The 12948-nt window shown below is 51.6% G+C and carries 10 protein-coding genes; 8 read left to right on the top strand and 2 right to left on the bottom strand.

Annotation, left to right across the window (positions count from 1 at the left end; all coding sequences use genetic code 11):
- Nucleotides 1-47: 47 nt before the first annotated feature.
- The 4 genes from BR86_RS0105625 (at nucleotide 48) to BR86_RS15135 (ending at nucleotide 6185) form a co-directional block, all read left to right on the top strand.
- A complete protein-coding gene (locus BR86_RS0105625) occupies nucleotides 48-1103 on the top strand; it encodes an NAD(P)H-dependent flavin oxidoreductase (RefSeq protein ID WP_031472008.1) in 1056 nt (351 codons plus the stop codon).
- 131 nt (nucleotides 1104-1234) lie between these two features.
- Complete coding sequence (locus tag BR86_RS0105620; RefSeq protein ID WP_031472007.1) at nucleotides 1235-3016, top strand: hypothetical protein; 1782 nt, start codon at nucleotides 1235-1237, stop codon at nucleotides 3014-3016.
- A 61-nt stretch (nucleotides 3017-3077) separates the two neighbouring features.
- A complete protein-coding gene (locus BR86_RS0105615) occupies nucleotides 3078-4238 on the top strand; it encodes a U32 family peptidase (RefSeq protein WP_051684611.1) in 1161 nt (386 codons plus the stop codon).
- Between the two features lie 366 nt (nucleotides 4239-4604).
- Complete coding sequence (locus BR86_RS15135) at nucleotides 4605-6185, top strand: hypothetical protein (protein ID WP_051684610.1); 1581 nt, start codon at nucleotides 4605-4607, stop codon at nucleotides 6183-6185.
- 3 nt (nucleotides 6186-6188) lie between these two features.
- Here the strand turns inward: BR86_RS15135 and BR86_RS0105605 are convergent, their stop codons facing one another.
- On the bottom strand, nucleotides 6189-7316 hold the full coding sequence (locus BR86_RS0105605) for a PrpR N-terminal domain-containing protein (protein WP_031472004.1): 1128 nt from the start codon (nucleotides 7314-7316) through the stop codon (nucleotides 6189-6191).
- A gap of 598 nt (nucleotides 7317-7914) precedes the next feature.
- On the opposite strand from BR86_RS0105605, the gene BR86_RS15130 reads away from it, so the two are divergent.
- The 4 genes from BR86_RS15130 to BR86_RS0105580 all read left to right on the top strand — a co-directional run bounded on the left by BR86_RS15130 (nucleotide 7915) and on the right by BR86_RS0105580 (nucleotide 11364).
- Nucleotides 7915-9159, top strand: a complete 1245-nt coding sequence (locus BR86_RS15130) for a cell wall hydrolase (RefSeq protein ID WP_051684609.1) — start codon at nucleotides 7915-7917, stop codon at nucleotides 9157-9159.
- 85 nt (nucleotides 9160-9244) lie between these two features.
- Entirely contained in the window at nucleotides 9245-9505 is a 261-nt protein-coding gene (locus BR86_RS16050) for a hypothetical protein (RefSeq protein ID WP_143099319.1), read from the top strand.
- Nucleotides 9506-9555: 50 nt separating this feature from the next.
- On the top strand, nucleotides 9556-10002 hold the full coding sequence (locus BR86_RS0105585; protein ID WP_031472001.1) for a MarR family winged helix-turn-helix transcriptional regulator: 447 nt from the start codon (nucleotides 9556-9558) through the stop codon (nucleotides 10000-10002).
- Between the two features lie 198 nt (nucleotides 10003-10200).
- Complete coding sequence (locus BR86_RS0105580) at nucleotides 10201-11364, top strand: DUF4317 domain-containing protein (RefSeq protein WP_031472000.1); 1164 nt, start codon at nucleotides 10201-10203, stop codon at nucleotides 11362-11364.
- A 109-nt stretch (nucleotides 11365-11473) separates the two neighbouring features.
- Here the strand turns inward: BR86_RS0105580 and BR86_RS0105575 are convergent, their stop codons facing one another.
- Nucleotides 11474-12859 carry a uracil-xanthine permease family protein gene (locus tag BR86_RS0105575; protein ID WP_031471999.1) on the bottom strand — a complete coding sequence of 462 codons (1386 nt, stop codon included), beginning with the start codon at nucleotides 12857-12859 and terminating at the stop codon, nucleotides 11474-11476.
- Nucleotides 12860-12948 lie beyond the last annotated feature (89 nt).

The following is a 12948-nucleotide window of genomic DNA, read 5'->3' as shown; positions in this document are numbered from 1 at the left end:
CACGGCGAGGAATCGTGCGTAAATCGCATTTTGGAGGCTGAACGAATATGTTGATTCGCGGTATCAATCTGGAAATTCCACTGATTCAGGGGGGAATGGGCGTCGGTGTTTCTCTTGGCGGGTTGGCGGGAGCCGTCGCCAGGGAAGGCGCGATGGGCTGTATCAGCACAGCGGATTCCGGCTATCTGGAGCCGGATTTTGACCGCAATCCGTTTGAGGCGAACATCCGCGGTCTTCGAAAGGAGATTCGGAAAGCGAAGGAAATCCGGGGAGAGAAAAAAGGGCTGATTGCGATCAATGCGATGGTTGCAACGACGCAGTTTGAGGAATCAGTCCGTGCGGCGGTGGACGAGGGAATTGATGCCGTGATCTCCGGCGCGGGACTGCCGCTGGAACTGCCGGCATTTGTTCCGGAGAACGGACCGCTGATCGCGCCGATCGTATCGTCTGCGCGGGCTGCCAAGGTTATTCTCAAATCATGGGAGCGCAATTACGGCCGGTATCCGGATTTTGTGGTTGTCGAGGGATATAAGGCCGGCGGTCATCTGGGCTTTAAAAAAGAGGATCTTTTAAACGGAAGCTGTGAGGAGAATACGGCGATTGTCCCGGCAGTCCGGGAAGTTCTGACCGCATATGAAGAGAAAAAAGGCTGCCGCATTCCGGTCTTTTCCGCCGGAGGTGTCTGGGATCACGAGGATTTTCTGAGAGAGACCGGAGCCGGCGCAGACGGTGTGCAGGCCGCAACCCGCTTTATCGGGACATACGAGTGTGATGCGGATCAGAAATATAAAGACGCCCTGATCCGGAGCGGAAGAGGTGATCTCCGGATTATCAAGAGTCCGGTCGGAATGCCGGGAAGAGCCGTGATGTCGCCGCTTCTTGAACTGGTGGAAAAAGACGGAAGAAAACCGCCGGTAAAATGCAGCCGGTGCATTAAAACCTGTGATCCGAAGACGACGCCGTACTGCATTACACAGGCGCTGATTGCGGCGGTAAAGGGTGATTGGGAGAACGGCCTGTTCTTTTCCGGTGACAACGCTGAACGGCTTACGCGGATGGAACATGTGTCGGATGTGATTCGGGATATTGTCTGCGGTGCGTAAGAAGTTTTTTTTGCACAGGAGAACGGCAGGCTTTTTGCGGGCCTATGCGGAGAAACGGTTTCGATCGGCACAGAATTATGGTATTCTCATGATAGTGGAGCACGAATTTGCTTCAAAAGGAGTGAGAAAAAATGATTCCGAGCCAGATTTTCTGCTGTCATTTTCAAAATCAGAATAACGGAGAACTGGAAGTCCGGGCGCTGGAAATGAGCCCGGACTATTTTTCGTTTCGTCTGAGCAGGAAGCGGGACGGAGAGGTTGGAAAAATGCAGCATTTTCCTGCAAAACTGATCTTTTATCGACAGGAAGGGTCGCAGGAAGGACTGCAGGAAAACCGGACGAATGAGCCGTGGGAAGGACTTCAGGAAAACCGGACAGAAGGGTCGCAGGAAGGACTGCAGGAAAACCGGACGAATGAGCCGCGGAAAGGACTGCAGGAAAACCGGACAGAAGGGTCGCAGGAAGGATTGCAGAAAAACCGGATGAATGAGCCGCAGGTAAATGAGCCGCGGAAAAGTTCACCGGAGAATTCTCAGGAATTCGATATTTTCCGCGAGGTATCTGTTGCAGAATACCGCATCATGAAGACTGCGGTGAAAGAATTCTGGACGGAATACCGGTTTGAAACATCCGATCCGGTGTACCGGATGGAGGCAACCCGGCTTCTGAAGGAGTACGGGTCTTATATCAGGCTGAGACTCGAGGAGACGGATGCAGAGACGGCGCGGGCACTTACCGGATATCCGGTGGATGAGACGAAGATTTCGAAGACATTTGCTTTGCAGAAGGCGGCATGGGCGGAAGGGCTGAAGAAAGCCGACGGAATCCGGGAGATTCTGGCCACGAACTGCGAAATCGGCTTCGCGCTCGCTGAACCGGCACTCTGGGAGGCATACCGGGATTCGGAATCATGGAACGAATTTGTCGAGTGGTACTGTCGGAATCGTGTGCCGGAAAGGGCGCCGGGGGAGAAGAAGAATCCGTTCCATCGAGAGTTATCGGACTTGCTGGCGGAAAAATGCCGCTATCTCTATGTCGGCAATTCCTTCTGCCCCCATCTATATCCGGATTCCGCCACATTGCAGAAGCTTCGGAAGCGGGCAGATCGGGATCGGAAAACGATCGTCTATGTATTCAGCACGATGAGCGAGCATATGATCCCGATCTATCGGGAACGGCTGGAAGAACTGAAGAGATGGCCGGCTGCGGACCTGCAGAGGAGCCGGTATATCGGAAATCATCGGAATGAAGATGCATGGAGCGAAAAGAGAGAAGCGGACCGGATGAACACCGGACAACAGACCGGGATATCAAATGACGATGAGCGGAATAGAGAAAACGCCGATGGATGTCCGGAAATTGTGGTCAATGATGCCGGTATGCTGTCCATGCTTCGGGAAAGCGGAGAAACCCGGCTTTTCCACATCACTTACGGTGTTATCCCCATTCGGAGGCGGAAAGACCCCCGGCTTTTGTGGAAAAAGGAGCCGGAGCGGTGGAAAATCCACAGAACAACGGTGAATGACGGAGCATTTTTAAGGGAATTACAGGAAGCCGGCGTGGACCGGCTTTCGTTTGAAACCTGCGGCTATGTGCCAGATCTTCCGAAAAATAGCGGAGAAAAGACGCAGAGGGGAAACATTACGGTGTATTTTCCGTATTATCAGATGAACACATCCACCTGGTGCACAACCTACGCGATGTGTCATAACGGGAAGAGAGGACGGCAGGAGGAAGCGGAGCGCTGCCCCGGTTACTGCAGGTCGGAGACATTTCTCTATCCGGATGATCTTCATATGGTCGGGCGGTTCAATTCGCTGTTCGGATTGGATTATGAGGCGATGGAAAGCGTTGATCGGATCAGGGATTTTGTGAGACAGGGAGCAGACCGGATCGTACTGAATTTTCTGTAGGATTCGGTCTGCCTGCAATTTCACCGCATTTATGCGGAAAGATTACGGAGGAGACGGGATTATGACAAAGAACATCAATTCATCCATGAAAATTACCGTCGGTCTCGGATCCATCGATGATTATCCGGATTTTGTGCGCGCCGGCGCGGATGAGGTATTCTGCGGATACATTCCTGACGTTTGGATGAAACAGGAAGGGACGGACCAGCCGATGAACCGGCGGGAAGTCCGGTATGTCAATGTTCAGGCCGGATCCTGGTCGGAGATGGAGATTCTGGCGGATATGCGGAATGCACTCGGTGTTCCGGTGACAGTCACGATGAATTCGCCCTGTTATGACCCGGACGGATATCCGGTCATTATGGAGACGATGATCCGGTGCGCGGACATCGGCTTTGATTCCTTTATTGTGGCGGATCCGGGCCTGATCGGTTATCTGAACCGGAATCTGTCCCCGTTTGACCGGACAAGAATTCACCTTCATCTGAGCGGGGAGACGGGAGAGATCAACCGGTATGTGATCGCGGATGCGCGGAAAGCCGGCATTTCCAGAATCATTTTTCAGAGAAAATGTTCTCTTTCGGATATGGAAGTGATGATCCGGAATCGGCCGGAGAAAAGTATCTGCGATACAGGAAGAATCAGCAGATTTCCCGGCATTTCCGGAAAAAATGAGGCGGATTCGAAAAACACAACGATGGAATTTGAAGCCTTTTTGCTGAATGAAATGTGTGAGTTCAGCGGCTGTTACTGCAATACACTTCACTGCGATGAATTTGCTCCGGCATGTCGGATTCCGTACCGGATGGAGAACGGAAACATCGGAAGAAAGGAGCACCTTACCTTTGAGGACGGTTTCGAAGGCACTGTGAAAGGGATGCGGAACCCGAAGGAGAAGTGGAACCCGGAAGAGATGCGGAACCCGGAAGAGATTCAGAACTCGGAGGAACTTCAGGATCCGGAGGACAATGTCATCGGTGCGGGCGGCTGCGGACTCTGTGCGCTATGGGAGCTGCGGGATATCGGCGTAAATGTTCTCAAGATTGTATCCAGAGGAAATTACACAGAGAATACGATCCGCGATATCCGGGCGGTAAAAAGAGCATTGGAGATTCTGAAAGATGCTTCGAATGAGCCGGAATATATCCGGCGGATGAAGAGGGAGCTTTTTCCGACCGGCTGCGGAGGTTCCTGCTACTACCGACAGAGTAAAAAAGAATAACGGATGTTTCACGTGAAACATTAGCCGTACCGCTGTCTGGTAAATGTCATTTTACGGTGACCAGAGGTGGCGCAAAGCAAAAACCAACGAAAACAGTTCATAAAATAAACACAAAATAAACAATTTTCTAACACACATCATCGATATACTCGGATTCATCAAACAGAACAGCAATCCGGCTCTGTTTATCAAAACAGCAAAACGCGTTCATTTTTTTTTGAATGTTGATTGCCGAACCGGGAGCCATCGCCACAGGAAATCAAGTCAGAACATGGACATTTAAACTTGATTTATCGTTTCCGACAGGCGGCTGAGATACGGGGTTTGAGAAAACATGAAAAAGAATCTGAAGATGGAGGAAGATCGATGAGAAAAAATGTGTTAGTGCTTATGACCGCAGCGGGACTGGCAGCAGGAACCGTTACGGCGTGCAGCAATGCGGGAGTAGCTGAGGTGACCACGGCGGCATCGACTACTGCGGCGGAAAAGAAAGAGTACACGAATGCCGAGGACGGCGGACATGCAATTTTAGAAGACGGTACGACGGCGGAATACAATAATATTACAGTCAGCAAGACCGGTGATTCGGAGGGGGATGAGGCTGATTTTTACGGCGAAAATGCGGCGGTTCTCGCACAGAACGGCGCAACTCTGAAAATCACCAATGCCGACATTCATACCGACGGAACACATGCAAATGGTGTATTTTCCTATGGTGAGGGAACAACCGTGGACATTTCGGATTCCACGATCAATACCAGCTCCAACTGCTCCGGCGGTCTTATGACAACCGGCGGCGGAACCATGAAGGCATCCAACCTTACGGTAACGACGCAGGGACGGTCTTCCGCGGCGATCCGTTCCGACCGCGGCGGCGGTACGGTTACCGTAAACGGAGGAACCTATGAGACGAGTGGTATGGGCTCTCCGGCCATTTATTCCACTGCGGATATTACGGTAAAGGATGCAAAACTGAAGGCAAACACCTCCCAGGGTGTTGTTGTAGAAGGAAAAAATTCTGTCGAGCTGGAAAATGTTGATCTGACCTCGAATCACACACAGAAAAATAGCGACAAATCGGATCAGTACCAGGCGGTAATGCTGTATCAGTCCATGTCCGGCGATGCGGATGAAGGTGTTGCGTCCTTCACCATGAGCGGAGGCTCCATAACGAACAAGAACGGCGGTATGTTCTATGTCAACAATACGGTAGCGGAAATCAGTCTTACCGATGTTGCGCTCACCTATGCAAACGATGATTTCCTGAGAGTTGAAAAGGCAGGATGGGGAAATGAAGGCTCAAACGGCGGTCAGGTTACGTTTCAGGCAGTGAACCAGAAAATGGAAGGCCTAACGACGGTCGACGCCATTTCCACTCTGAACCTGTATCTGAGCGATGGATCCGCCTATCATGGCGCGATCAATACAGACGGAGAGGCCGGCGGCGTCTATGTGGAGATCGACGATGATTCGACATGGACACTGAGCGCGGATTCCTACATCAGTTCCCTGACCTGTGATGTGGATGCCATCGATCTGAATGGCCATAAGCTCTATATTAACGGCAAAGAGTATACGGAGGGCACCGCTTCTGCAGGAACCGCTGTAGAGGCTTATAAGGGCACTTCCGCCGCTTCAGACAGCAGCAACGGTAAACCGGACGGAAAACCGGGAGAAAAGCCGAATGGTGCGTCAAAGGACAAAAAGAACGAATCCTCTCAGAAATCCGACCGGCAGGCCCCGCTGTTCAGGTCGAACGGCAGTGAAAAAGGATCCTCTCAGAAGGCTGACGGTCAGACCCTGCCATCGAAACCGGATGGCGATGGGAGCGGATCCGGACCGAAGTTTGACGGTCAGACCCCGCCGTCCAAACCGAATGGCGCCGGAAAAGGCGAGAAAGGACCGGACGGCGCAAATCCTGCAGCAGAGACCGCTGCAGCGAATTAAACATCAGGATTCGGATTCATCCACATATTTCCGAAGCGTTGTTCGGCTGATATTCAGCCGCCGGGACGCAGCCGCCTGATTTCCCCTTTCTTCATTCAAAACTTCCAGAATAATACGCCGGGTGATGTCATGGAGAGACCCCTCCAGAGAGATCACCGGCGTATTTTTTTTGGCCGGTTCGGGAACATACTGTTCCGGAGAGATCGCGCGGATGAGAAAGAGGCTGCAGTCCGGGTAATCTTCGGATTGCATAAGTCTTCCGGATATGTGAAAAGGTTTTCCGGCGACCATGGTGGTGCGTTTTGCCTCTCCGTTTTCTGTGACGAGCTGTGACATGTTCCGGAGAAGAGTTTCCATCTCCGGGGTAAAGGCTTCGGACCGGTAAATCATGGAGCCGGTGTGATCACATACGGCAAGCGGAGATGGTGCAGTATGGATAATATCAAGGAAAAAGCGGTTGAAGCGGAGAAGATCACGGCTGGTTTCGAAAAAGTCTTCTACGAAGTCAAGAAGATGGTTGACGGTCTCTTCACCGGTTTCAATCAGAATACTGCGCATTCCCATAATACTGGCGTAATTGTGCGTCCTCAGATCTCCGAGAACGAGCGTATATCCGGCATTCCGGATCTCATTCAGGCGTCGCGGGAGTTCTTCCGAATCGCTGACGGTGAAGACATCCGGTGTTTCATCAAAAAATCCCCGCAGCAGAGCCGTATAGTGGATAATATTGTGAAAGCCGATGACACAGATCTTTTCGTGTCGGCCTGAAGTGCGGCGAAGCGTACGGAGTACGTCGTAGAGAGATACGCCGACATCGATGATCCGTCGGTTGGGGATCAGAGACTGCAGGACTTCCGCCGTTTTTCCGCGGGAAATGATAACGTCATACTGGTCGATGGAGATGGTGCGGATCGTCTCGCGCACCTGAACAGAATCTGCCTCCAGCGCGGTTAGTAGCATATTCGGGCGGTCATAGAGCGCATCATCGAAGACATGCACCAGATTCGCATAGGGTGCGATCAGGAGAAGCCGTATGGTGTCCGGTGAAGCGGATTTCGGAAGAATAATCTGTTCCTGAAGCGGATCGTTCACTCTTTTTTTTACAGTGTTTTTTTCGTTCAGTTCTGACATGAATCGCACCTCCGGTCTCGTATCAGAGGAGAGAGAAGATCCTCTGAAATCATAGATCTATCATACCATTTTTTGGCTTATTTGCGCGAAAAAACGGAGACGGTTATAATAAGATACTTTATTATAACCACTCTAAATCAAAATTTATAAATATACATTTATAATGTATTTATATTTACGACTAAAATGAAAAGCCAAAGACTCCTTTTTGATGAAGAAATCCGGCCGGTTCGCCGGATACATTTGGCAGGCATCCGACAAAATGAATGAATAGTTCAAAAAGTTATTTTTTGTAGTTTTGTTGAAAAAGGGTGAACGAGTGGTAAAAATCAAGGAATTAAGCCGCAAAAAACGGTCCAAAATGGCGAAAATTTGACATTAGTGGGGATTGTTGCTATAATTTCCCCAATAAGACGGTCTGAAAAGATGCTGAGGACAGCGACTGGTAAGTGGGGATACGGTTTTGCTGTCAGATGGAGGGAGTGATTCGCCGAAGCCGCGTCAGTGTGCGGGAACGGCGGGCACAGCGAACACAGCATATCGGACGGAAGCCCGGAAGAGGTTGTCCGTTCCGATGCAGAGACCGGGGAGAACGATAATGAGACGCAGAAGAAGACAGCGTAATAACTGGAAGCAGGCCGCTGTCCTTGCTGCCGTGTGTGTCTTCATGGTTGGAGGAATCACACTGGCGCTGGGAGGGGTCCGTGCAGCCAGACGCAGGAGGGCTGAAGCGACAGAGGCATCGGAAGCGGCGATTCGCCGTGCCGAGCTTCAGCAGCGTCTTGCGGAGATGGAGACGTCGCCGGAGAATCTGATTTCCATTGATTCTGATTCGGTTCCGACGGAGACATCGCTTACGGCTCAGAATGAACAGGAACTGACACCGTTGCAGAAGTCCTGGCTGAATTACATCATGCCGCGGGCGGAAGAGTACATCAATGTCCGCAAGGACCGGAATACCGACAGTGAGATTGTCGGAAAGATTTTCAACGGAGACCGTGCGGAAGTCCTTGAGAAAGGCGATGAGTGGTCACTTGTTGCATCCGGAAACGTGAAGGGGTATGTCAAGAACGAGTACTGCCGTTTCGGACTGGATGCGCTGGAATGGGCAAAGAAGAACTGCGATGCCATCTTCCGGGTTGAAGGGGAAGGCCTTCGGATCCGGGCGGAGGAATCGGAAGATTCCGTGATCATCGGAGTGGTGACCGAAGGAGATACGCTGACCATCGATTCCACCGTAGAGAAGGTGAAGGAAGGCTGGCGGGCGGTTTATTACAATGATCAGACCGGATACGTCAAGGCGGATTACGGAGAACTCGCATACCGTACCGGTAAGGGAGTGACGATCGAGGAGGAAGAAGCCGCCATCCGCGCACAGAAAGAGGCACAGGAAGCTGCCTCGAGGGCTGCGGAAGAAGCCCGGAAAGCCGCAGAGGCTGCCGCGAAGGAAAAACAGCGGAAAGCCGAGGAAGAGGAGAAACGGAGAAAAGCGGAAGAGCTGGCGAAATCCAAGGACGCGAAGCTTCTGGCATCCATTATCCAGTGCGAGGCCGGAGGAGAATCCTATGAGGGTAAAGTCGCGGTCGGAGCGGTAATCATGAACCGGGTGAAGAGCAAGAGCTTTCCGAACAGTATTTCCGGCGTTGTATACCAGAGCGGTCAGTTTACGCCGGTTGCGACCGGCCGTCTTTCCAATGTTCTCGAAAACGGTCCGACAGCATCGTGCCGGAAGGCTGCGCTGGAGGCGCTTCAGGGAAGAGACAACACCGGCGGCGCGCTGTATTTCGGTACAAAAGCACATAGTCCGGCCAAAGCCACAATCGGAGGGCACACCTTCTATTAAAATAGAAACAGCATCGCAGAAAAGACATTTCATAACAGAATGCGGATTCATCCCGGAGAGCAGACGGCTCTCCGGGATGTTTTATGTGACAGAAATACTTTTAAAATACTCTGTAAAACTCTGTTTCATAAAACGATCTTCGCGGACGGATACGCCGTGGAGCGGCAGACCGCAGCTTATTACACCGGAAGGTCATTATACCGGAAGGTCATTAAACAGACCGTTGGTCTTTCGGGGGGTGGAGATCAGGATAGAGATTAGGATAGAGATCAGGATTGAGACCAGGCCGGAGACTGCGGCTGACAACGGAAATCTTATTCGAGTTGCAAAGAGAGCCCTGAAATGATAAAATAGCTCTACTAATTTTACACAATCAAATTGCACGGAGGTATTCATATGAGTGATCGGTATGCGGCGCTGAAACTGGAAAATCAGCTCTGCTTTCCTCTTTATGCATGCGCAAAGGAGATCACAAGACAGTATAAACCGTTTCTCGGAAACATTGACCTGACCTATACGCAGTACATCGCAATGATGGTTCTCTGGGAGAATGAGTCCATCGGGATGAAGGAGCTTGGAGAAACGCTGTTTCTGGATTCGGGAACGCTCACGCCGGTTCTGAAGAAACTGGAGGCAAAGGGATTCATCACAAGAAGACGTCTCGAGGGAGATGAACGGGAAGTACAGGTAACGCTGACGGAGGAAGGAAAGGCGCTTCAGGAAAAAGCGCTGGATGTTCCGGAAGAGATGCGCACCTGTGTTAAGCTGGATCCGGAAGAGGTGAAGATGCTGTATCGTCTTCTGTATAAGCTACTGGAAGGGATGGAAAACGCAGGCCGGTAAAGGCAGGCGCAGAAATTCCGGACAAATAGAATGAATATTTATGCATTTTTGCCGGGGCCGGCCTTTTTGTGCCCGATCTGCGTTGAATATGCGGTGATCGCGCGGAAGTGATCAGGGATCGATCAGAGATGACCCGATCATGGGGAGCATGAGACGAAGGTATACGGAAAGACCGGCGGGCGAACAAGGAGTTTGGAAATGGATAAAAAAGCGGTTGCGGAGATCAAGAAACTCATCCGCAGGACGAACTGCCGCCTCGATCAGATGAGAGGCTGCTACGTCAATGAGAACAAAGAAAAAGTATTTGAGCTGAAGGAAATGTTCCTGGCGCTGGAAGATAAGGAGATGGACCGGTACTGCGAGATTCTCCGCAAGACCCTTTCCGGCCGTCTCGGAAAAAATCTCTTTAATACGGAATTTCCGCTGGAAGAAGAGGCGGCAGGCGGAAAGCAGGCGGTTCTGATGGCGCTGCGGGACAGCTGCCTGAAAGATGACGATCTGGTGGAGGATTTCTATCAGAAGGTGATTGAGACCTATGACTATCCGGGAAAATATCTGATTCTTCTGGTACACGGAATGTATGATATCCCGGCCAAGACCTCCGACGGTCTGGCGCTGGATGAGGCTTCGGAGTATGTATACAGCTTTCTTGTCTGCTGCATGTGTCCGGTGGAGCTCCTGAACGAGGGCCTCTGCTATGACGGCAGTATTCAGAAGTTCCTCTCCCGGAGCAGTGATTACGGCGTGAAGAAGCCGACGGTCGGATTCCTCTTCCCGTCCTTCAACGATCGTCAGCCGGATATTCACGAGCTTCTATATTATGCAGCCAAGGGGGATGCCCGGCACGAGGAACTGGCGGCGTCTCTTCTCGGCTGTGAACTGGATCTTGCCGAGAAAGAGCAGCAGGATACGTTCCATCGCGTGATTGAGGAAGGTCTCGGCCGCGGCTGTGATTTCGAGATGGTCAAGAATATCACCGATGCCGTGAACGAGCTGGTCGAAGCGGCCAAGGACGATCCGTCGCCGGTTCAGGTGGACAAGGGAGACATGGTCCGCATTCTTGAGGACAACGGGGTTGACGAGGACACGATCAATCAGTTTAAGGCAGTCTACGATGAAAATGTCTCCGACAGTGATATTCTCATGGCGGAAAATGTGGTCGATACCTCCAAGATCGAGGTGAAGTCCGCGGTGATGAAGGTTTCAGTGAAGAATGAGGCAACCGGCCTTCTGCAGACCAAGATTATCGACGGCGTGGAATATCTTCTGGTTCCGTTGAATGATGATGTGGAAGTGAACGGAATCCGCATCAGGAGAACGCAGGAGACACCGGAGAGCGTGATCAATACAAAAGCGGAATAACAATATAAAAAAGCCGTACCGGGCAGGTGATTTGATCATCACCGCCACGGTACGGCTTTTTTATAACAGGGAATCATTAGGGGATTCCAGATGAACCGGTCATGCCGGATTATTTCTTTCCCTTCTTGCTGAGGGATTTACCCTGCGCCATTTCCAGGTCAACGCCGGTCTTGTTCGGCGCATCGTTCTCGAAGCGGTAATCCTTTCCCGGAAGGATTGCGTTCAGAAGGATACCGATGAGAGAACCGGTTGCGAGACCGGAGAAGGTGAGGGTGATCTCACCGGCCGGGAAGCTGAGTGCACCGGCGGAAGAGAAGTTGATTCCGATGGAGAGAACCATGATCATCGCAGCGATGATGACGTTACGGGTCTGAGAGAAATCAACCTTGGTCTCGACAACATTCCGGATTCCGACTGCGGAGATCATTCCGTAGAGAACCAGTGAGATGCCGCCGACGATGGAGCTCGGCATGATCTCGATGACTGCCGCGAACTTCGGGCAGAAGGAAAGCAGGATGGCGATGCATGCCGCCAGACGGATTACCATCGGGTCGTAAACCTTGGTCAGCGTCAGAACACCGGTGTTCTCGCCGTAGGTGGTATTGGCCGGAGCGCCGAAGAGAGAGGCCAGTCCGGTTGCGACACCGTCTCCGATCAGGGTTCTGTGCAGTCCCGGATCACGGATAAAGTTGATTCCTACGGTGGAGGAGATCGCGGAGATATCTCCGATGTGCTCCATCATGGTTGCGAAGGAAATCGGGACAATGGTGAAGATGGAAGTGATCAGCAGTGCGGTATCCGCATTTCCCCTGGTGAAGATGGCGAATACGGTGCGGCCGTAGTTTACCGGGAAGCCGATCCACGGTGCGTCGGCAACCGGCGAAAAATCAATGACACCGGCCAGCGCCGCGACGATGTAGGAACCGATGACACCCAGAAGGATCGGGATGATTTTTACCATTCCGCGGCCCCAGATGTTGCAGCAGATTACGATCAGAATCGCAACCAGAGCGATGGGCCAGTTTGTGGAACAGCTGTCAATGGCGGATTTGGAAAGATTCAGTCCGATGGCAATGATGATCGGGCCGGTGACAACCGGCGGGAAAAACTGCATTACCTTATTGGCACCGAAGGTTTTGAAAAAAACTGCAAGAATGAGATAGGCGAGACCGGAAACCGCAACGCCGAAACATGCATAAGGAAGAAGATCCGGTTCTTTGTTTGGAGCGATGGCCATATAGCCGGCAAGAAAAGCGAATGAAGATCCGAGGAAAGCCGGAACCTTGTTTTTGGAAATCAGATGGAACAGCAAAGTTCCGAGACCGGCAAAAAGAAGTGTGGTGGAAACGCTGAGTCCGGTCAGAAGCGGAACCAGAACGGTGGAACCGAACATGGCAAACATGTGCTGGATTCCAAGGATCAGTACCCGCGGTTTTCCGAGAACGGATGCGTCAAAGATGGCATCATCACCGATCTTAACTTTTGGATTACTCATATTTTTCTCCTTCTGGATCAGGCATGAGCCGGTTGTATCTGCGCTCATATCTGATCGTTCAATTGTTTGAAAGTTTTCTCTCAAACTTT

Source organism: [Clostridium] aminophilum DSM 10710, assembly GCF_000711825.1.
In the GTDB taxonomy this organism is placed as follows: domain Bacteria; phylum Bacillota; class Clostridia; order Lachnospirales; family Lachnospiraceae; genus Clostridium_R; species Clostridium_R aminophilum.
This window is presented reverse-complemented; position numbering and strand designations above follow the sequence as displayed.